General features: G+C 34.5%; 23 protein-coding genes. 21 read left to right on the top strand and 2 right to left on the bottom strand.

All coding sequences use genetic code 11. The features are described 5' to 3' along the window. Nucleotides 1-3: 3 nt before the first annotated feature. The 5 genes from gcvH (at nt 4) to RT250_RS02960 (ending at nt 4642) form a co-directional block, all read left to right on the top strand. A complete protein-coding gene (gcvH, locus tag RT250_RS02980) occupies nt 4-384 on the top strand; it encodes a glycine cleavage system protein GcvH (RefSeq protein WP_313111989.1) in 381 nt (126 codons plus the stop codon). Next, nucleotides 374-766, top strand: coding sequence for a VanZ family protein (locus RT250_RS02975; protein WP_313111987.1), 393 nt, complete (start codon nt 374-376; stop codon nt 764-766). The genes gcvH and RT250_RS02975 overlap by 11 nt, the downstream gene beginning before the upstream one ends. Nucleotides 767-832: 66 nt before the next feature. Further along, nucleotides 833-1555 (top strand): energy transducer TonB, encoded by a 723-nt coding sequence (locus RT250_RS02970; protein WP_313111986.1) that lies wholly within the window; start codon nt 833-835, stop codon nt 1553-1555. A 111-nt stretch (nt 1556-1666) separates the two neighbouring features. Continuing rightward, nucleotides 1667-2446 carry an energy transducer TonB gene (locus RT250_RS02965; RefSeq protein WP_313111984.1) on the top strand — a complete coding sequence of 260 codons (780 nt, stop codon included), beginning with the start codon at nt 1667-1669 and terminating at the stop codon, nt 2444-2446. Between the two features lie 105 nt (nt 2447-2551). Then, complete coding sequence (locus tag RT250_RS02960; RefSeq protein ID WP_313111983.1) at nt 2552-4642, top strand: gliding motility protein RemB; 2091 nt, start codon at nt 2552-2554, stop codon at nt 4640-4642. Between the two features lie 7 nt (nt 4643-4649). On the opposite strand, the gene RT250_RS02955 is transcribed toward RT250_RS02960, so the two are convergent. Then, a complete protein-coding gene (locus RT250_RS02955; protein ID WP_313111981.1) occupies nt 4650-5633 on the bottom strand; it encodes an MBL fold metallo-hydrolase in 984 nt (327 codons plus the stop codon). Between the two features lie 118 nt (nt 5634-5751). On the opposite strand from RT250_RS02955, the gene cyoE reads away from it, so the two are divergent. The 16 genes from cyoE (at nt 5752) to tsaB (ending at nt 19380) form a co-directional block, all read left to right on the top strand. Then, a complete protein-coding gene (cyoE, locus tag RT250_RS02950) occupies nt 5752-6651 on the top strand; it encodes a heme o synthase (protein WP_313111980.1) in 900 nt (299 codons plus the stop codon). Nucleotides 6652-6721: 70 nt separating this feature from the next. Then, nucleotides 6722-7303 (top strand): cytochrome c oxidase subunit 3, encoded by a 582-nt coding sequence (locus RT250_RS02945; RefSeq protein ID WP_313112176.1) that lies wholly within the window; start codon nt 6722-6724, stop codon nt 7301-7303. A 46-nt stretch (nt 7304-7349) separates the two neighbouring features. Further along, on the top strand, nt 7350-8333 hold the full coding sequence (locus tag RT250_RS02940) for a cytochrome c oxidase subunit 3 (protein ID WP_313111979.1): 984 nt from the start codon (nt 7350-7352) through the stop codon (nt 8331-8333). An 18-nt stretch (nt 8334-8351) separates the two neighbouring features. Beyond that, on the top strand, nt 8352-8735 hold the full coding sequence (locus tag RT250_RS02935) for a cytochrome C oxidase subunit IV family protein (RefSeq protein WP_139855555.1): 384 nt from the start codon (nt 8352-8354) through the stop codon (nt 8733-8735). A 150-nt stretch (nt 8736-8885) separates the two neighbouring features. Next, nucleotides 8886-9530 carry a hypothetical protein gene (locus RT250_RS02930; RefSeq protein ID WP_313111978.1) on the top strand — a complete coding sequence of 215 codons (645 nt, stop codon included), beginning with the start codon at nt 8886-8888 and terminating at the stop codon, nt 9528-9530. Nucleotides 9531-9589: 59 nt separating this feature from the next. After that, complete coding sequence (locus RT250_RS02925) at nt 9590-10213, top strand: SCO family protein (protein ID WP_313111977.1); 624 nt, start codon at nt 9590-9592, stop codon at nt 10211-10213. Nucleotides 10214-10216: 3 nt separating this feature from the next. Further along, nucleotides 10217-10741: a DUF420 domain-containing protein gene (locus RT250_RS02920; protein WP_313111975.1), complete on the top strand. Its 525-nt coding sequence runs from the start codon at nt 10217-10219 to the stop codon at nt 10739-10741. 27 nt (nt 10742-10768) lie between these two features. Next, a complete protein-coding gene (locus RT250_RS02915) occupies nt 10769-11002 on the top strand; it encodes a hypothetical protein (RefSeq protein WP_313111973.1) in 234 nt (77 codons plus the stop codon). A 141-nt stretch (nt 11003-11143) separates the two neighbouring features. After that, nucleotides 11144-11851: an ABC transporter ATP-binding protein gene (locus tag RT250_RS02910; RefSeq protein WP_313111972.1), complete on the top strand. Its 708-nt coding sequence runs from the start codon at nt 11144-11146 to the stop codon at nt 11849-11851. Continuing rightward, on the top strand, nt 11844-13088 hold the full coding sequence (locus tag RT250_RS02905) for an ABC transporter permease (protein WP_313111970.1): 1245 nt from the start codon (nt 11844-11846) through the stop codon (nt 13086-13088). The genes RT250_RS02910 and RT250_RS02905 overlap by 8 nt, the downstream gene beginning before the upstream one ends. Before the next feature lies 1 nt (nt 13089). Further along, the gene (locus RT250_RS02900; protein WP_313112174.1) at nt 13090-14352 is read left to right on the top strand and encodes an ABC transporter permease; all 1263 of its coding nucleotides are present in this window, start codon (nt 13090-13092) and stop codon (nt 14350-14352) included. A gap of 10 nt (nt 14353-14362) precedes the next feature. Next, complete coding sequence (locus RT250_RS02895) at nt 14363-14782, top strand: DUF1801 domain-containing protein (RefSeq protein ID WP_313111968.1); 420 nt, start codon at nt 14363-14365, stop codon at nt 14780-14782. Nucleotides 14783-14816: 34 nt separating this feature from the next. Then, a complete protein-coding gene (locus tag RT250_RS02890; RefSeq protein ID WP_313111966.1) occupies nt 14817-15971 on the top strand; it encodes an efflux RND transporter periplasmic adaptor subunit in 1155 nt (384 codons plus the stop codon). Nucleotides 15972-16115: 144 nt separating this feature from the next. Beyond that, the gene (locus tag RT250_RS02885; protein ID WP_313111964.1) at nt 16116-17447 is read left to right on the top strand and encodes a TolC family protein; all 1332 of its coding nucleotides are present in this window, start codon (nt 16116-16118) and stop codon (nt 17445-17447) included. Nucleotides 17448-17449: 2 nt separating this feature from the next. Further along, the gene (locus RT250_RS02880) at nt 17450-18715 is read left to right on the top strand and encodes an efflux RND transporter periplasmic adaptor subunit (protein ID WP_313111962.1); all 1266 of its coding nucleotides are present in this window, start codon (nt 17450-17452) and stop codon (nt 18713-18715) included. A gap of 5 nt (nt 18716-18720) precedes the next feature. After that, nucleotides 18721-19380 carry a tRNA (adenosine(37)-N6)-threonylcarbamoyltransferase complex dimerization subunit type 1 TsaB gene (gene tsaB / locus RT250_RS02875; protein ID WP_313111960.1) on the top strand — a complete coding sequence of 220 codons (660 nt, stop codon included), beginning with the start codon at nt 18721-18723 and terminating at the stop codon, nt 19378-19380. A gap of 7 nt (nt 19381-19387) precedes the next feature. Here the strand turns inward: tsaB and RT250_RS02870 are convergent, their stop codons facing one another. Next, nucleotides 19388-20089, bottom strand: a complete 702-nt coding sequence (locus RT250_RS02870; RefSeq protein ID WP_313111959.1) for a hypothetical protein — start codon at nt 20087-20089, stop codon at nt 19388-19390. Nucleotides 20090-20096 lie beyond the last annotated feature (7 nt).

Raw genomic sequence — 20096 nt, 5'->3', positions numbered from 1 at the left:
ACTATGAATTTACCATCAGAATTAAAGTACACTAAAGACCACGAATGGGTTAAAATTGAAGGAGATATTGCAACCATAGGCGTTACAGATTTCGCTCAAAGTGAGCTTGGTGATATCGTTTATGTAGACATCGAAACCGTAGGTGAAACACTTGATAAAGATGAAATCTTCGGGTCTGTAGAGGCGGTTAAAACGGTATCAGACTTGTTCTTACCATTATCTGGTGAGATTGTTGAGTTTAATGAAAACCTTGAAAGCGAGCCAGAGATGGTAAATACAGATCCTTATGGCGAAGGATGGATGATTAAAATGAAATTTAGTGACGCTTCAGAGATTGAAAACTTGCTAGGTGCTGATGCTTACAAGGAAGTAATTGGAGCGTAAAATTTTATTGTTTGTAGCTGTAGTTTATAGCTGTACAGTAACAGCACTATTTTTTCTACCTACTTACTTGCTTGTGCCGAATGAAAAAGTATCAGAAATATATATCCCGCATATTGATAAATGGGTTCACGGAATTATATTTTTTATCCTTATTTATCTTTGGCAATGGTATTTTTATAAACATGAAAAACATAATCTAAGTGCCGTAACTATCACAATTTTACTTGTGATTATTATGGTTTATGGCATAATAATTGAGGTGTTTCAAGAACTATCACCTGTTACACGATCTGGCGATGTCTTCGACTTTTTAGCAGATTTACTAGGTGCTTTATTAGGAATTTTAGTGTTTAAGATGTTTAAGGAAAAGTTTCATTCTTAAAATTTATAATAAGTTTTAAATTGAACGATAATTTATATATTTTAGCACCAAGTTAAACCCACTATAATGGAAACAAAAAAAAACCCAAAAGTTGATGTAGGCCGCAGAAGCACACTTTTTTTCCAAATTGGAATGATAGCGATGTTATTTCTTGCGTGGCAAGCAATAGAATGGAAAACCTATGATAAATCAGACTTAGACTACGGTCAGCTTGATGTAGGTGATGAATTGGAAGAGGAAATTCCAATTACCCAACAATTGACACCGCCACCACCACCACCACCGCCGCCGCCAGCTCCAGAAGTTATTGAAGTTATGGAAGACGAAGTGGAAGAGGAAGAAACTGTAATCGAATCGACTGAAGTGAAACAAGATGAAAAAATTGTTGAGGTTAAGGAGATTGTGGAAGAGGTAGTAGAAGAGGAAATTGCTGATGTACCTTTCGCAGTTATCGAAAATGTACCGGTTTATCCTGGGTGTGAAAACGAAAGAGGAAATGACGCTAAGAAAAAGTGTATGTCTTCTAAAATTAGCGCCTTTATCAACAAGAAATTCGATACTAATCTAGCTTCAGATTTAGGTTTGGAAGGAAGACAGCGTATCGCAGTTCAGTTTAAAATTGACAAAAGTGGGAAGATAATTGATGTACGTGCTCGTGCTCCGCATCCAAGATTGGAAAAAGAAGCAGTGAGTGTTGTAAGATCTCTACCTGATATGACTCCGGGTAAACAACGTGGGAAACCAGTTGGGGTATTATACTCACTACCTATTGTTTTCGATATTCAATAATTGAAATTACATAATATAAAAAGCCTCGGTTTGCACTAGCAAATACGAGGCTTTTTCTTTTTGGCATAACAGTTGTATTTCATAATAGTGTAACCTTAAAATACCATTATTATGAAAACAACCGCAAAAAGTACTCAAAACAGAAGAGATGATAAGCGCGCTATAAGCATCAAGTGGAATTCAAGTTTGTTTTTCCAAATAGGTGTAATTGCAAGTTTGCTAATCGTTTTCATAGTGATGCAAACCAATTTTAAAACTACTGCCTCTGTAGTTGAGCCTGATACTTTTGATGGCTTAAATGAACCTCCTATTATTGATTATGTGATTGATGTAGATATTCCAAAGCCTGAAGCTCCAGTTGAAAAAGTTAAAGAAAAGCGAGTTCCAATTAAAAAAGTTGTAAAGACAACATCTTTTGAGGTTAAGCCGGATACTTCAACAGAAGTTGAAACTACAATAGCTGAAACTGATCTCCCAGTTATTGAAAAGCCTAAAACATCAGTAAGCACCTCTTCAGAACCGGTAGCTGAAGGTCCCAAGAATATTTTAAATGTTGAATTTGTACCCGTTTTTCCGGGTTGTGAAGTGTTGAGTTCAAATGCTGAAAAGGTAGATTGTATGTCTTCTAAAATCAATTCTTTCATCAATAAAAATTTTAGAAAAGAGCTTTTAGAAGATTTGAATAAAAATGAAACACATAGAATTTATGTGAACTTCAAAATTGATTCAAAGGGGATTATCACCGACGTAAAAGCCAATTCACATAATGTAAAATTGAAAAACGAAGCGCAACGAGTTATTGCTAATTTGCCAATGATGAAACCTGGTAAGCAGGGCGATAAATTTGTGGATGTTTTGTACACTGTACCTATAGTGTTTAAAATCAATTAATCATTAGTGTAGTATTTATAAGGCTCTCATTTCTATTGAGAGCCTTTTTTTATTCCTCCCATTATAAAAAAAATGTATCTTTCGGTTTAAAATATATGAACTCTTATGAAGCAGGTTATTTTTCTTATTACATTTTGTTTTTCAATAGTGTCCTTTGCTCAAGTTACCTTAGCAAATTATGAGAGATATCCAGTTTTTGAAGAATGTGCACAAACTGAAATTAATGCTTTAGAAAGTTGCTTTAAGACTACACTACAATCCTTTATTTTTAACAATTTTGAAATACCTGATAAAGTAGTGCAGGAAAATTATAAGGGCAATGTAAATGTGCTTTTTGAAGTTACTAAGGAAGGTAAGTTTAAGGTTTTGTATATAGATGGGATTTCTGAAGAGTTAAAGGATGAAGCACGTCGTGTTTTTGAAATGCTTCCTGAAGTTAGTCCAGCAACATATAATGGAGCGCCAACCTATGTGCAATTTACACTACCAATCGCTATACCGCTAATTGCACCTGGAGAAAATATAATTACTGCTAAAGCTATTGAGGAAAAAGATTCAAGAAGTGATTTGGTAAATGAATATGACGATATAAAAAACCTTCCCTATAATAATGAAGAGTATAAAAGCAATATAAATATTCCGCTTTCTCATCATAATTATAGTTTATTCGATGCTGCCATAAATCGTGTTGGATTAAACAGCCATACAGCCCAAAAACCATACATCTACAGTGAAGTAAATAAATATTACGATTTTGAGGCCGCTAATAAACTATTGTCTAAAAACAAAAAGTCTTGGTTTGGTCGTAAGTTTTGGGATGAACACTTAATTACAATTAAAGGTAAAGATTATTGGATTACATTAGATGTGGGAGTTGATTTACAAGCAGGGAAAGATTTTGACGCCGATATTGATACGTATAATAATACTCGTTTGGTTTATACTCAAGGAGCAATTGGTAAAAAGCTGGGATTCTTCGGGGTGATTTATGAAAGTCAAGGTCGTTTTGCAGACTACTTCAATAGATATGCAGAGTCAATACGTCCGGCGGGAGGAAATCCGGCAATTATTCCTGGTCGTGGAATAGCAAAAGGTTTTAAAACAGATTCTTATGATTACCCTATTGCAACTGGACATATTTCTTACACACCCTCCAAGTATTTTAATGTTCAATTAGGCCACGGAAAAACTTTTTTAGGAGATGGATATCGTTCCTTGCTTACAAGTGACAATTCAAGTCCGTATCCGTTCTTTAAGATAAATACTACATTTTGGAAATTGAAATATACCAATACTTGGATGTCGCTTCGCGATGTACGTCCAGAGGTTACCGAAAGTGGGTCTTTTAGAACAAAATATATCGCTAATCACTATTTAAGCTATAATATTACCAAACGTTTAAACATAGGTCTATTCGAATCAGTAGTTTGGCAAAATGATAACGACCGTGGCTTTGATGTGAATTACCTAAACCCAATAATATTTTACCGTGCGATAGAATTCTCTACAGGTTCTCGAGGTGGAAATGCACTTATAGGTTTAAGTGCGAAATACAAAGTGAACGATCGTATAAACGCTTATGGACAGTTTATCATAGATGAGTTTTCGAGTGGTGATGTGTTTGGCGGCAATGGTAGTTATAAGAATAAAACTGGCTATCAACTTGGTTTGAAATATTACGACGCTTTTGGTTTAAAAAACCTTTACTTGCAAACTGAATATAACAGAGTTCGCCCTTATACGTATTCGCATAATTCAGTTATACTTAATTACGGACACAACAACCAATCTTTGGCGCATACTTTAGGAGCAAATTTCTCCGAACTTATTGCAATTGCGAGTTACCAAAAAGGGAGACTATATGGCGATGCTAAATTTATAGTTGCAAAACGAGGATTCGAGTTTAATACTGAGGAGGATTCTTCTTTTTATGGAAGCAATATCTATGGTACAGAAGACGATCGAATTTCAGAAACCGGCAATACATTGGGGCAAGGGAATACAACAGATTTTTTTCACGCTGAATTACAGGCAGGGTATGTTATAAATCCCGCAACCAATTTAAAGATTTACGGTAGTTTTATTTACAGAGACTTTAGTCCGATAGTTAATACTGAAACAGTGTATGAAAATCAAACAAGTTGGGTGAATTTTGGAATCCGTACCGATTTATTTAACTGGTATTACGACTTTTAAGGGGTAATTAGTTTTTGCTTTTCGCAGCTTGCTTTTTCTTCATTTCCTCTATTTTTTCACGAGCTTTAGTGTTTTTTTCATTGTTGCTTTCAGAACCAGCATTTTCTTTAGCAAATTCGGCATATAACATTTTCACAAAACGCTCTCTATTAATAAAGCCATCGCCATAGCCTTTATCGTCATACACTTGAGTTAAACTTGTATCAGCTAATACTTCTGCTTCGGTTTTATCTAGAAGGTATTGTTTAGCTACTTTTCTATAGGATATGCTTAGCATCTCTTGAAAATCTTTAAAATCGGAATAACTCGCAATATCGCCATGCCCTGGGATTATTTTAGTGTCTTCATTTATAATAAGAAGTGCCTTGTTTATTGCAGACATGTATCCGTTAATACTTCCTCCGTTATTGGTGTCTATATAAGGATATTTTTTATTGAAAAAAACATCGCCAGCGTGTAGAACATTGCTTTTGGTGAAATATACCATAGCATCGCCGTCGGTATGTGCATTGTGAACATGAAATACATATATTTTTTCGCCGTTAAAATAAAAAGTAAGGTCGTCTATAAATGTTACTACTGGTAGCGACTCTTTTGGAGTTTTCTTTTTTTCAGCATCCATGATGTTTTGTAGTCGAGTACGCACATTTTCGTGTGAGAAAATTACTGTTCCAGTTTCCGCCATAGCAACATTTCCACCAGTGTGGTCTCCGTGAAAGTGCGTGTTTATTAAAAAACGAACAGGTTTGTCGCTAATTTTTTTAATGTCGTTTTGAATCTCTTCTATACCTTCAGCATATTGGTCGTCTATCATAAATATTCCGTCATCACCAAAACTCAAACCAATATTCCCTCCTTTACCTTGAAGCATATATATTTTGTTGCTCACCTTCAGCATCTTAGTGTTTATTTCTTTGCCAATATCGTTTTGAGAATAGGCTGTAAATACCGAAAATAAAAAGGTTGCGCTTAAGATTATTTTTGAGAACATAAATTTTTAATTTGAAAATTAGTTCAAATTACTAAAAAAGCTGAAATAAAGCATTTCTTATCAAGAATAAATTGTGGAAAAATGACAGGAAGCGTATCTTTGCGCAGCCTTAAAAAAAATGAGTTTGTCTGTTACACATTCCCAATCATCTTTTCAGTCTGTAATCAGGAATTTTACTGAGATTACCAAACTGCGACTTTCTGTAAGTGTGGTTTTTTCATCCGTTGCGGGGTATCTTTTAGGTGCAGATTCTATAGACTTTTTTATTCTATTTCTTTTGTGTTTAGGTGGTTATTGTATGGTTGGCGCTTCAAACGTTTACAACCAGATTATCGAGCGAGATTTAGACAAGTTAATGGATCGTACTAAAAGTAGGCCACTTCCAGCAGGACAGATGAGTGTGCAGTCCGCCTTTATCTTGGCAATCGTGCTTACTATTGCCGGCATAGGCTTATTATATACTATAAATCCGATTACAGCAATGTTCGGGGCGGTGTCAATATTTATGTATGTAAGTTTATACACGCCTTTAAAAACTAAAACACCTTTGTCCGTTTTTGTTGGTGCTTTTCCAGGGGCAATCCCATTTATGCTAGGGTGGGTTGCAGCAAGTGGTGAATTTGGTATAGAGCCGGGAACATTATTTATGATTCAATTCTTTTGGCAGTTTCCACATTTTTGGGCTATTGGTTGGTTTTTATTCGACGACTATAAAAAAGGAGGCTTCTTTATGCTTCCAAACGGAAAACGCGATAAAGGAACAGCAACTCAGGTTGTCTTGTATACTTTATGGACGGTTTTTGCATCGTTAATACCGGCCTTTGGAATCACTGGAAAACTTTATTTAACTACAGTATCTGGTGTAATTATAGGAATTTTAGGAATTGGTCTATTGTATTACGCAATACGACTTTATAAAGAAAAAACAGCAAAAGCTGCAAAACAACTTATGTTAGCTAGTGTTAGTTATATCACTTTGTTACAGATAATATTTGTTGCAGATAAGTTTTTAAGGTAAGTAGAAAAAATAATTTCATTTTATAATAAATGATTGCCATATACTGATTTCAGTATTAATAAAAAATATGATGAGTTTAACAGAGGTTAGTGACGAGATTAAGGTAAACAGAGCAAAAAAAAATATGCTTTGGTTTGGTATCATTAGTTTAACAATGAGTTTTGCTGGTCTTACCAGTGCTTATGTAGTTAGTAAAGAAAGACCAGATTGGATTTCAAATTTTGACATTCCACCAGCATTTTACATAAGTCTTGCGTTGATTCTAGTAAGTAGTATTACTATTCACTTAGCGCTTAAAGCTATTAAAAGCGAGAAACACAGTGTGGGTATGATCCTTTTAGTTTCAACACTAATTTTAGGGGTTTTGTTTATTGTTTTTCAATTTGTAGGCTTTTCTGAGATTATTGAAAGTGGATATAATTTTACAGGACCAACAAGTAATATTACCACCTCTTTTATTTATTTAGTGGTATTGCTTCACGTAGCTCACGTTTTTGCAGGGTTGGTAAGTCTTTTGATTGTAATTTATAATCATTATAAACTAAAATATCAAAACGGGAAAACCCTTGGTGTTGAGCTAGCTGCAACGTTTTGGCACTTTATAGATGTTGTGTGGATTTACCTCTTTTTGTTTTTATATTTCGTTAAATAAAAATTAAACGTATTTTTGAACCCTATTTAAAAACCAAATTCTTTTTATGGAAGCAACTGTTGTAAAAACAGGTACTGAAGGAAAAACCTGGGGAGGCGGAAATAACCCGCTAAAGGCCAGTTATGGCAAAATGATGATGTGGTTTTTTATACTATCAGATTCATTGACATTTGCAGGTTTCTTAGCCTCTTATGGAATGTCCCGTTTCAAATTTATTGATGCATGGCCAATTGCCGATGAGGTATTTACCCACTTTCCTTTTCTTCACGGAGTAGAAGCGCCAATGTACTATGTGGCGTTTATGACTTTTATTCTGATATTCTCTTCTGTAACTATGGTGTTAGCTGTAGATGCAGGTCAGAAAATGCAACAGAAAAAAGTGATTCTGTACATGTTCTTAACCTTACTTGGTGGTTTTGTGTTCTTAGGATCACAGGCTTGGGAATGGAAAACATTCATCAAAGGTGATTATGGAGCTGTTGAAACTAACGGACGTCAAATTCTTCAATTCTTGGATACTGATGGAAAACGTGTAGCGCTAGCCGATTTTGCTGCTGCTCAAAAAGATCCGAGAGTAGAGCATACAAATGAAAGCGGTATATGGTACAAGAGTGAACCTGAATATAAAACTTCAGTTTCATTTGAACAAGTTAAAGAAGGATTTTTAGCTAATGAAAATCTACTTATAAGACTACCAAATAAAGATGAAAATGGACAGCATATTGTTCTGTCTAGAGAAGAATCTATTACAAAATTAGTTAATGATGGTAATCTTGTGGTTGAAGGAGCGAATCTTCGTCACAACGAATATGGGCACCCACTTTTTGCCGATTTCTTTTTCTTTATTACAGGTTTTCACGGATTCCACGTTTCTATTGGAGTACTATTAAATCTAATTGTTTTCTTCAATGTTGTAATCGGTACTTATGAGCGTCGAGGGCATTATGAAATGGTTGAAAAAGTAGGTCTATACTGGCACTTTGTGGATTTAGTATGGGTATTTGTATTTACATTCTTTTATCTTGTATAAAATTATTAAAGTTTAACAATGGCACACGAACACAAATTAGAAATATTTAGAGGAGCATTAAAGTTCAAGTCTAATGTATCCAAAATATGGGGAGTATTTATCTTACTTTCTATAGTTACTATAATTGAAGTTGCACTTGGTATTTTACGCCCTGAGGCTTTAGTTGGGAATAAGTTTTTAGCAATGAATTTGCTTAACTGGATCTTTATAATTCTTACAATAGTTAAAGCTTATTACATTACGTGGGATTTCATGCACATGCGTGATGAAACAGTAGGCTTACGTAGAGCAGTAGTTTGGACAGGAGTATTTTTGATTGCCTATATAATCGTCCTAATCTTAATTGAAGGAGATTATATCTACGAAGTATATAAAAACGGTTTTATTAAATTCAATTTTTAATTCAACCATTTAAGATAAATTAAAGCCCTCGTTTCGAGGGTTTTTTTGTGCTCAAAAATTAACAAATAAAACATTGTTTTACCTCCTTTTACCCTGTATTTTTGTAGTCTCATCTACAGCGACACTTGTAGGAGTGATAAATTGTTCAGAATGAAGAAATATTTGGTCCTCGGCATACTGTTTATATTGCCAATTACGGTTTACATTTTTTTTGCAATGAGTACTAATTACTTCAAGCCATTGCCAATTTTAACCGAATCTGTTCAGGAACTAAATGGATTTAAAACTCTCGAAGGTAAGCCTGTGCAATTAGATGGCAGGATAACAGTTTTAGGCTTTTTTGGAAGTGATTTGGAAGTTCATAGAGCTTATGCATATAACCTAGCCCATAAAATATACACCAAAAATCATAGCTTTAACGAATTTCAATTTGTGATTCTATTGCCGGAAGGAACAGAAGATCAAGCTAAAAATGTTAGTGAGAAATTGGAACAAATAGCACCATTGGATTCCTGGTTTTTTGCTTTCGGTTCGAAAGAAAACATTTATAATGTGTTTAATTCATTACAGTCTAATTTATCATTAGATTCAAATTTGTCTACCCCATTCGTTTTTATAGTTGATAAGGAAAGAAACTTACGTGGCCGTAAAGAAGATGATGAGGCTGGTGTTATGTATGGATTCGACTCTAGTATTATTGCAGAAATTAATAACAAGATGAGTGATGATGTAAAAGTGTTATTAGCAGAATATAGAAGAGCCTTGAAAAAGTACGATTCAAATAGAGAAATATAGATTTGAATAAAGAATAAGGAATAAAAATTAGAAAAAATTCAATAAATAAAAACTTCATTTTGAAAAAGAGTTATTCATACATAGGTATTTCATTTATAATTTTAATTTTTGGAATTTGGGCTGTACCAAAAATTGTAGAGACCTTATCCAAACCAGAACTCGCAACTATAGGACCCGTTCCAAATTTTGAATTCACAGATCAGAATGGAAAAACTATTACCAATAAAGACTATGATGGGAAGGTATATGTTGTAGAGTTTTTCTTTACAACTTGTCCAAGCATTTGCCCGATAATGAATGAGAATATGGTAAAAATTCAAAATGAATTTTTTGGAAACCCAAATGTTGGTATAGCTTCTTTCTCCATAGATCCAGAGTATGATACCCCCGAAGTATTAAAAGAATACGCTAAAAACAAAGGAATAACAAAATTACAATGGCATTTGCTTACAGGTAAGAAAGAAGAGGTGTTTAAGCTAGCTAACGAGGGATTTAACCTTTATGTAGGTAAAGGTTCAGAAGCAGATGGCGGCTTTGAGCACTCTGGCTATTTTGCTTTAATAGATCAGGATGGAAATATACGTTCACGTATAGATGAGTTCGATAATCCTATTATCTATTACGATGGGTTGGAGGATAAACAAATCCAAATGTTGAAAGAAGATATTAAAGCTCTATTGTAAATTATGAATAATACAGTGAAGAATAATAAGTACAACGTTTGGATTTGGATTTTATCTATCGCAATTCCAATCGCAGTTGCCGTTTTGTTTACAGTTAAAATTCCTGGTGTTGAAAGATTAGGCTTTTTGCCTCCTATTTATGCAACTATAAATGCTTTTACAGCTGTACTTTTGGTTGCTGCAGTATATCAGGTAAGAAAAGGTAATAGAAAGGCTCACGAACGCTTGATGAAAACTGCTATAGGGTGTTCAGTACTTTTCTTACTGATGTATGTGGCTTATCACATGACGTCAGATTCTACGGTTTATGGGGGTGAAGGAATTATTAAGTATGTTTATTATTTTATACTTATAACGCATATATTGCTTTCAATCATCGTTATACCTTTTGTGTTGATTACCTTTGTTCGCGCTCTTTCTGGAGAATTTTATAAACATCGAAAAATTGCGCGTATCACTTATCCATTATGGCTTTATGTGGCTGTTAGTGGAGTAATAGTTTATCTAATGATATCTCCATATTATTAAACATTGTGGATTTAATTGAATAAAAAAATGAAACTAAAGGCTTTATTATTATTAATACTTGTTTTTATAGTTGTTCTTCCTGCCGAAGCGCAATGCTCTATGTGTCGTGCAGTGTTAGAAACGGAAGACGGTGGAGGAGCTGCAAAAGGTATAAACAATGGTATCGTTTACCTAATGATTTTTCCTTACCTATTAGTTGGAGGGGTAGGCTATGTTATCTATAGAAGTCGTAAAAAAGCACGGACTCAAGATAAAGCTTAGTTTTTTTTAATTTCTATTGTAACAAGGAGCAGTTTTTAAAGTCTAATTAAAGACTGAAAACCTTAATTGATTTAAGTTTGAACTTGAAATTCATTGTTTTAATGAGGATTTTCATGTTTTGTAATTTAATATAATTTAATAATGATAGAAATTAAAGACCTTCACAAATCATATCACATGGGGAAAAACTCACTCCATGTTTTAAAAGGCATCAACTTTACAGTCTCTGAAGGTGAAATGGTTTCTATAATGGGCTCTTCCGGTTCTGGGAAGTCTACATTGCTCAATATACTAGGTATTTTAGATGAAGCAGATGAAGGGACTTACAAACTTGATGGTACTTTAATAAAAAACCTAAATGAAAAGGTCGCAGCTCGTTACCGAAACAAATTCCTTGGCTTTATTTTTCAATCTTTTAATCTTATCAATTACAAATCTGCATTAGACAATGTAGCAATGCCTCTTTACTATCAAGGTGTAAAACGAAATATTCGAGTTGAAAAAGCGATGCATTACCTTGAGAAAGTAGGATTGGCAGATTGGGCTACACATTTACCAAATGAACTTTCTGGTGGGCAAAAACAACGTGTTGCGATAGCTAGAGCTTTAGCAAGCGATCCAAAGGTACTACTGGCAGATGAACCAACAGGAGCTTTAGATACTAAAACTTCTTATGAAGTAATGGAGCTAATCCAAGGTATCAACGATGAAGGGAAAACTATTTTGATAGTCACTCACGAGGACGACATTGCGCATATGACTAAGCGAATTGTAAATCTAAAAGACGGCTTAATTATAGACGACTCCGTTGTTACCCAAGTACGCGCAAAAGCCAACAATTATGTTTAATCTGGAACGCTGGCAGGAGATATTTGAAGCGATACGCAAAAATAAGTTGCGAACCTTTCTTACGGGTTTATCTGTAGCATCGGGTATTTTTATTTTGGTAATTCTCCTCGGAATTGGTCAAGGAATGCAAAATGGAGTACAGCAGCAATTTGAAAGTGATGCTACCAACAGGATTAGCGTATGGACAAATGTAACATCAGTTGAATACAAAGGTTTAAATCCAGGTCGAAGAATAGAAATGGATAATCGTGACTATGACTTAGCAGTAAATAAAAACGAAGATAAAATTGAATATAAATCTGGTGTTTACAGTAGATGGGGGCAATTAACAACCTTTAAAAAAGAAAGCGGTAGCTATCGTGTGGAAGGTGTTCATGGCGATTATCAATTTTTAGAAAATGAAACTCTTGTTGACGGTAGATATATAAATCAAGGAGATGTAATTAACTACGAAAAACACGCTGTAATAGGAAACCAGGTGTATCTCGATCTTTTTAAAGGAAAAGATGCTTTGGGTGAATACATCGATGTTGCTGGAATAAAATTTAAAGTAGTAGGTGTTTATAGTGACCCAGGAGGGGAACGTGAAGAAACCCGAATATTTATTCCCATTTCTACAGCACAACGTGTATATAATGCAGGAGATAAACTTCGGTCCTTAGCTTTTACTTTGGAAAAACACGATACCTATGAGGATGCCTTAGCTGCTTCAGAAGCTTTTTCTGCGCAATTAGAAGCCGACTTAAAAACTAAGCATACTATTGCTCCGACGGATGACAGAGCTGTAAATGTGAACAATTCCTTAGAAAACGCTAAAAAGTTTTACGACTTGAATAAAATGATACGTTGGTTTTTCTGGGGTGTTGGAATTTGTACCATAATTGCTGGAGTTGTAGGAGTGAGTAACATTATGCTAATTATCGTAAAAGAGCGTACAAAAGAAATAGGCATCCGAAAAGCTATTGGTGCCGAACCTTGGTCGATTATAGGAATGATTTTACATGAATCCATATTTGTGACAGCAATCGCAGGTTTTATAGGACTTATATTTAGTTTGTTTCTCCTTCAGATAGTCGGGCCCTTTATTGAGATGGACTATATTAAAAACCCTTCAGTAGATTTTTCAGTAGCGATAACAACTGTGATAATTCTTGTAATTGCTGGAGCAATTGCAGGCTTTTTCCCAGCATACCGAGCAGCAAATATTAAACCCATAGAAGCTTTGCGAGATGAGTAAGATATTAAGCAAAGATAGTTGGACAGAAATTATTGAGGCTTTAAGCAGCAATTGGTTTAGAACGGTTATGACCGCTTTTGGTGTGCTATGGGGTATCTTCATCTTAGTAATCCTTCTCGCCGCTGGAAATGGCTTAGAAAACGGTATAAGGCAAGGATTTAATGGGATGGCTACAAACTCAATGTTTATGTGGACCCAAACTGCCTCTCAGCCCTATAAAGGTTTGCCTAAAGGACGACGCTATAATTTTAAAACCGATGATGTTCCAGCGATAAAGCAAAGTGTAGAAGGTTTGCAATTTGTTTCTCCTCGAAATCAATTAGGTGGATTTAGAGGGAGTAATAACGTTGTAAGAGGTCTTCAAACAGGAGCATTCAATGTTTATGGTGACTACCCTGAAATTATCCAACAACAGCCTATGGATATTACATCAGGTAGATTTATTAATTATTCAGACATTCAGGAAAAACGAAAAATTGCAATTATAGGAAGTGGGGTGCAAAGTGCTTTATATGATTCAGGTGAAGAAGTTATCGGCTCGTATATTAAGATAAACGGAGTGAACTTTATGGTTGTTGGAACCTATAAAAAGAAGGGTAATAACGGCGACCCGGAAGAGATGCAAAAAGAGATTTATGTGCCATTTACAGCTTTTTCTCAAGCGTTTAATATGGGAGATATTGTAGGTTGGATGGCGATAACCGCAAAAGATGGGTACTCAATTACAAACTTGAAAGAACAGATTTTTGATGTTATTAAAACTCGTCACACCATCAACCCTAACGACGATCGCGCAGTAGGAAACTTCGATCTTTTTCAAGAATACACTAAACTAACAGGCTTGTTTACAGCCCTAAATTTTGTAGCCTATTTTGTAGGTATACTTGTCCTATTATCTGGTATTATTGGTATTAGTAATATTATGCTAATAGTAGTAAAAGAACGCACAAAAGAAATAGGTATTCGTAGGGCTTTAGGAGCAACTCCTTGGAGTATACGTGCTCAAATTTTATTAGAGTCGATATTTTTAACCATTGTTTCAGGAATGGCAGGCATTGTTTTAGCAACTGTAGTACTTTGGTTTGTAAATTATCAACTCGATGGTATGGATACTTCAGAAATGATGTTTATAAACCCATCAGTAAATATAGGTGTAGTGTTTATTGCTTTAACTATTTTAATTGTATCCGGGCTTTTGGCTGGTTTAATCCCTGCTCAAAATGCAATAAAAATAAAACCTGTAGAGGCCTTAAGAACGGAATAGAATTTTAAAAATGGAGTTAATAACAAATTATAAGGTTCAAGAAGTTTTTCAAAATTACCCTGAAAAGGTAAAACAGCAAATGCTTAGCCTTAGAGAATTAGTTATTAATACCGCGTCTGACATTAAAGAAATTGATAAACTTGAAGAAACCTTGAGATGGGGTGAGCCAAGTTATATAACAAAATTTGGAAGTACGTTAAGGATAGATTGGAAATCTAAAAAACCTAATCAATATGCTATTTATTTTAAGTGTACGTCTAAGTTAGTTCCAACTTTTAAAACTTTATATAAAAACGAATTCAATTTTGAGAAAAATAGAGCGATATGCTTCGAATTAGATGCAGAAATTCCCAGAGATGAATTAAAGCAGTGTATTTCAATGGCTTTAATGTATCATAAACTAAAACATTTGCCATTATTAGGAGTATAAAATAAAATATGAAATTAAATCAACATCAATACCAATGAAAAAATCAAAAACCATAATCATCCTTGCCACAATAGCGATATTGTTTCTGGCTTCAATGTATTGGCTGTATAGTAAGAATATTGAAGATCCAGTGGTTTACCAAACTGAAAAACCTGCAATAGGCACTATTTTAAAAAAGACGGTCGCAACAGGAAGCATAGTTCCCAAGGAGGAGGTATTAATAAAACCTAATATTTCGGGAATCATAGATCAAATATTTGTTGAAGCAGGGGAAGTGGTTAAATCTGGCGATTTAATTGCAAAGGTGAAAGTTGTACCGAATGTTTCGTCGCTTAATAGTGCAAAAAGCAATATAAACAATGTACGCACTCAAGTAGAAACGGCTCGCCTTGCTTTTGAAAATCAGAAAAATATCTACAATCGTCAAAAGGAACTGTTTGAAAAAGGAGTGATTTCTGCAAATGAATTCGATAACGCACAATTAGCATACAATCAAGCACAACAAAGATTAAAGCAAGAACAAGTGGGCTTAACGGCTGCAAATCAAAATTATGATATCATTAGAACTGGAACCACTACTGGAATGGGAGCCTTGGCTAACACTGAAATTCGGGCTACTGTATCTGGGATGATCTTAGATGTTCCTGTAAAAACCGGAAATCAAGTAATCGAATCGAATAATTTTAACGATGGGACAACTATTGCAACTATAGCCGATGTTGATAAAATGATTTTTGAAGGTAAAGTAGATGAAAGTGAAGTTGGAAAAATTAAAGAAGGTTTGCCTCTTGAAATTACAGTTGGAGCACTTCCAGATGAACTTTTCAATGCGGAGTTAGATTATATCGCTCCAAAAGGTGTAGATGAAAATGGAGCTATTCAGTTTGAGATTAAAGCTACAATGAAAAACTTAGATACCTCCAAAGTATTTATTCGTGCTGGATTAAGTGCTAATGCTTCAATAATCTTAGCTAAAGCTGAAAATGTTCTAACTATAAAAGAAGCTTTGGTTCAATACGATTCAAAAACACAAAAACCATTTGTAGAAATTATGGTTGGAGATCAAAAGTTTGAAAGAAAAGATGTTGAGTTAGGTATAAGTGATGGTATTGATGTAGAAGTTAAAAGTGGTATTTCCGAAGAAGATGCCATTAAAGTATGGAATCAATTAAAACCTGCGGTTCGATAAAGAAGTTAAGGGTAAATGCATTGTAAAAATATAGGATACCTTTACCTTAAATTATTACATACTAAAACCTTATAAAAATTTAAATTTCATAATTTTTGTAACGCAATAGCAATACAAAAGACTTATTCAGTAATAGAAAATTTTATGAAAAAGACAGTAATCCCATTTCTATTTTTTATGTGTGGTGTTTTCTTAAATGCTCAAACCAAACAATGGACCCTTCAGGAATGTGTAAACCACGCTTTAGAAAATAATATTTCAGTAAAACAAAGTCAGTTAGACTTAGAGTTTACCGAAGCTGATAAATTACAAGCTATTGGTAATTTTTTACCTAGTTTAAACGCCAATGCTTCAGCATCAAAAAACACAGGACTTAGTTTAAACCCAACAACCAATCAATTAGAAAATACAACTCTTGGTTCTGCTTCTGGAGCTATTAATGTAGGATATACACTTTTTGATGGTTTAAGAAACGTACGTCAATTGCAACGAGCGAAACTTTCAGAACTTGCCGCGCAATATCGTTTAGACAAAATGAAAGATGATATTGCTTTGGCTGTAGCAAACTCCTACCTGCAGGTATTACTAAATAAAGCAAATTTGGAAGTCATAAAATCTCAAAATGAGGTTACCCTTCAACAGTTACAAAGAACTAATGACCTTGTAGATGCGGGGGTGCTTCCTCGAGGAGATCTTTTAGAGATAAAAGCAACCGATGCCGGTGAAAAACAAAGAATTGCTATTTCGGAAAACAACGTAAAAATTTCACTTATTAGTCTTGCGCAATTATTATTGATTAAGGATTACTCTAGTTTTGATATAGCCGAAGAGGATTACAATATCATCGATGGTGGAATTGCAGACAAAGATGTTTCAGAAATTATTAAAAGTGCGAAAGAAACACGCTCTGAAGTAAAAATAGCTCAAAAAAATGTAGAGCTTGCCGAAAAGGATTTGCAGATTTCTAGAGGAAGTTACTACCCTACGCTTTCAGCTTTCTTTGGATATAATACACGTTATGCCGATAATGATCCACTAGATCGCGATTTCGTGGAGCAGTTGTATTTGAACGATGGAATAGGTTATGGTTTACAACTAAACATCCCTATATTCAATGGGTTTGCAGCACGTAGTGGTGTAATGAGAAGTAAAGTAAATTTAAAGAATACTGAATATCAATTAGAGCAGGCACAGCTTGATCTTGAGTCTAATGTTTACCAGGCTTATGTAGATGCGAATGGTGCATTAAAAGCTTATGAAGCTGCTACAGTTGCAATGGAATCGCAAGAATTAGCCTATCAATATGCAAAAGATCGCTATGATGTAGGTTTAACCAACGCTTTCGATTTTAGTCAGTCAAAATTGAGATATGACAATGCTAAAATTGAAGAAAACAGAACTAAATTTGAGTATATTTTTAAATTAAAAGTTTTGGAATTGTATTTTGGCGTTCCAGCAAGCGAATTAAAATTTTAAATATGAAGAAAAAAACACTTATTTGGATTGTTGTAGCGGTTGTCTTGCTTATAATTTTATTGATTTTCGGGAAAAAAGCTGGCTGGTTTGGAAAATCAGGCGATTTCAAAGAGGTTGAAATAACTCAAATAGAATTATTGGATATCACTGAAACTGTTGCTGCAACGGGGAAAATTCAACCTGAAGTGGAAGTGGCACTTTCTTCAGAGGTTTCTGGTGAAATTATTGAGCTTCCCATTAAAGAAGGTCAAACTGTTGAAAAAGGAGATCTTTTGGTTAAAATTAACCCAGACCTTATTCAAGCTGCGGTAAGCCAATCACAAGCTGGACTTCAGAATGTAAGAGCGCAATTAGCACAAGCCGAAGCTAGTAAAATGAATGCCCAATTGACCTATGAAAGAAATAAGACACTTTTTGAAAAAGGCGTGATTTCTAAGTCTGAATGGGATAAATCTGTTACAGATTTCGATATGGCTAAAGCAAATGTGAAAGCTGCTTATTACAGTGTACAAAGTGCTGCTGCCAACGTAAAACAATCGGTAGATAATCTTTCAAGAACTACTATTTATGCTCCCATGAGTGGAACAATTTCAAAGCTGTCTGTAGAACTTGGGGAAAGAGTTGTAGGTACAGCTCAAATGGCAGGTACGGAAATCGTTCGTGTTGCAAACCTACAGAAAATGGAAGTTGAGGTTGATGTAAATGAAAACGACATTGTAAAAGTTTCGGTTGGTGACTCAACTATGGTTGAAGTTGATGCGTATTTAAAAAGAGAGTTTAAAGGTGTTGTTACTGCAATTGCAAATAGTGCTGAAAATGCCTTAACAGCAGATCAGGTAACTAATTTTAAGGTTAAAGTTAGTATCCTTCCAGAATCATATAAAGATCTAACCGCAGGAAAGCCAGAAAGCTATTCTCCGTTCCGCCCTGGAATGACTGCTACGGTAGATATTATCACAAATAAGAAGCGAAATGTAATTGGAGTTCCAATTAGTTCGATCGTCGTTAAAACTGATACATCCGATATAAGAAAACCAAAGACTAATGAGGTTAAATTAGATACCGAAAAGTTTGAAGCGGTTTATGTGAAAGAAGGGGATGAGGCAAAATTAAGAGTTGTGAAAACGGGAATTCAGGATGAATCCAATATTGAGATTCTTTCTGGTCTAGAAGTGGATGAAACTGTAATTACTGGTCCATATACTACCGTAACTAAATTACTAAAGCAAGGTGATAAGGTTGAGGTTAGTTCTAATTCAAAGAAATAACACAAATGGCAATAATTCTCTGTATAGAAACGGCTACAACTAATTGTTCTGTTGCGCTATCAATAGATGGTGAAGTGAAAGCTATTAGGGAAGAAAATAATCAAAAATATTCGCATGCCGAAAAACTTCATGTTTTTATTGAAGCGGTTTTAAAGGAGGCTAATATTGAAAAATCCAAATTAGATGCGATTGCCGTTAGTAAAGGTCCTGGGTCTTATACAGGTTTACGAATAGGAGTTTCTGCAGCTAAAGGCTTGTGCTTTGCGTTAGATATACCTTTAATATCTACACTCACCTTAGAGGTGTTAGCGCAACAAGTAACGTGTCAAGACTGCTTTATTATTCCTTTGCTAGATGCCAGAAGAATGGAGGTTTATTCTGCAATTTTTAACGCTGATAAAAAGCAAATACAAGATACTCAAGCCATAATTATCGATGAGAATTCTTTTGCTGAATATTTAAATGAGAAGAAAACAGTTTTCATTGGCGATGGAACAGCAAAATTTGAAGCTATTTGTAATCATAACAATGCTGAGTTTCATAAAATAACTTATCCTTCATCAGCTGAAATGGCTAGTTTGGCAGAGGCTAAATACAAAATAGGCGACACTGAAAGCGTCGCCTATTTTGAACCTTATTATTTAAAAGAATTTCTTTTAAATTAATTTCGATTTATAAAAGAGAATCGAAATGTTCAACAGCTTTTATTAAATCAGCTTCTTTGTCAAGGTCTAAATTGTTTTCCTTGATAAAAGCTTTCATTTCAGTCTTTTTCTTATCCATCATTTTAAGAATTCTAGACTTGCTGCTAGGCATTTCCAAAAAAGTTCCATCTTCTACTAAATAATACTTCACATTTTTTGAAAATGAAGGTTTAGTGTCTGTCTGGTAATTATTACGTGCTTTTTTTGCTTCGTTAAACTTTGATGTCACTTTTTTGTAAAGATCATAGTTTTTTCCGTCGCTTAGCACATTAAAATAACCACCTTTTTCATTACTACCCTGGTAAGGCACGAATAGATAAATGTCTCTACCAATTTTTACAAATACTTCTGGGTCTTTAATTAAGGCTCCATAATTTTTGTCGGTAGCGTGTTTTTTAATTTCTATTTCATCGGCGAAAGCATTATAACGCATAAGAACTTTAGACTTCATTAAATCTTCCCCTTGGAAAATAGAGCCCTCTAAGAAATTAGGATTTGTATAAGCGTCATCTACTATAGACTCAAACTCGGCTTCAGTTAATCCAAAAGCCAAGGCTTTTTGATTTATATCTATAGTGGTAGCATACATATCGAAACTAGTGCTTGCGCGTTGTGCAAATAAAGAGCTAACAGTTAGGGCAATTAGTCCTGTTAATAGTATTTTTTTCATGATTTAT

The sequence above is a fragment of the Aequorivita sediminis genome (assembly GCF_032080575.2).
Taxonomy (GTDB): Bacteria; Bacteroidota; Bacteroidia; order Flavobacteriales; family Flavobacteriaceae; genus Aequorivita; species Aequorivita sediminis.
The sequence above is the reverse complement of the archived record's forward strand: the minus strand, read 5'-3'. Positions and strand labels throughout refer to the sequence as shown.

Bases quoted from the DNA above. Each gene is read 5' to 3' on its own strand.
- RT250_RS02960 (WP_313111983.1), top strand. From the start codon at position 2,552: ATGAAGCAGGTTATTTTTCTTATTACATTTTGTTTTTCAATAGTGTCC.
- RT250_RS02935 (WP_139855555.1), top strand. From the start codon at position 8,352: ATGGCACACGAACACAAATTAGAAATATTTAGAGGAGCATTAAAGTTC.
- RT250_RS02885 (WP_313111964.1), top strand. From the start codon at position 16,116: ATGAAAAAGACAGTAATCCCATTTCTATTTTTTATGTGTGGTGTTTTC.
- RT250_RS02890 (WP_313111966.1), top strand. From the start codon at position 14,817: ATGAAAAAATCAAAAACCATAATCATCCTTGCCACAATAGCGATATTG.
- cyoE (WP_313111980.1), top strand. From the start codon at position 5,752: ATGAGTTTGTCTGTTACACATTCCCAATCATCTTTTCAGTCTGTAATC.
- RT250_RS02915 (WP_313111973.1), top strand. From the start codon at position 10,769: ATGAAACTAAAGGCTTTATTATTATTAATACTTGTTTTTATAGTTGTT.
- RT250_RS02955 (WP_313111981.1), bottom strand. From the start codon at position 5,633: ATGTTCTCAAAAATAATCTTAAGCGCAACCTTTTTATTTTCGGTATTT.
- RT250_RS02970 (WP_313111986.1), top strand. From the start codon at position 833: ATGGAAACAAAAAAAAACCCAAAAGTTGATGTAGGCCGCAGAAGCACA.
- RT250_RS02870 (WP_313111959.1), bottom strand. From the start codon at position 20,089: ATGAAAAAAATACTATTAACAGGACTAATTGCCCTAACTGTTAGCTCT.
- RT250_RS02895 (WP_313111968.1), top strand. From the start codon at position 14,363: ATGGAGTTAATAACAAATTATAAGGTTCAAGAAGTTTTTCAAAATTAC.
- RT250_RS02910 (WP_313111972.1), top strand. From the start codon at position 11,144: ATGATAGAAATTAAAGACCTTCACAAATCATATCACATGGGGAAAAAC.
- RT250_RS02930 (WP_313111978.1), top strand. From the start codon at position 8,886: ATGAAGAAATATTTGGTCCTCGGCATACTGTTTATATTGCCAATTACG.
- tsaB (WP_313111960.1), top strand. From the start codon at position 18,721: ATGGCAATAATTCTCTGTATAGAAACGGCTACAACTAATTGTTCTGTT.
- RT250_RS02920 (WP_313111975.1), top strand. From the start codon at position 10,217: ATGAATAATACAGTGAAGAATAATAAGTACAACGTTTGGATTTGGATT.
- gcvH (WP_313111989.1), top strand. From the start codon at position 4: ATGAATTTACCATCAGAATTAAAGTACACTAAAGACCACGAATGGGTT.
- RT250_RS02940 (WP_313111979.1), top strand. From the start codon at position 7,350: ATGGAAGCAACTGTTGTAAAAACAGGTACTGAAGGAAAAACCTGGGGA.
- RT250_RS02905 (WP_313111970.1), top strand. From the start codon at position 11,844: ATGTTTAATCTGGAACGCTGGCAGGAGATATTTGAAGCGATACGCAAA.
- RT250_RS02880 (WP_313111962.1), top strand. From the start codon at position 17,450: ATGAAGAAAAAAACACTTATTTGGATTGTTGTAGCGGTTGTCTTGCTT.
- RT250_RS02965 (WP_313111984.1), top strand. From the start codon at position 1,667: ATGAAAACAACCGCAAAAAGTACTCAAAACAGAAGAGATGATAAGCGC.
- RT250_RS02945 (WP_313112176.1), top strand. From the start codon at position 6,722: ATGAGTTTAACAGAGGTTAGTGACGAGATTAAGGTAAACAGAGCAAAA.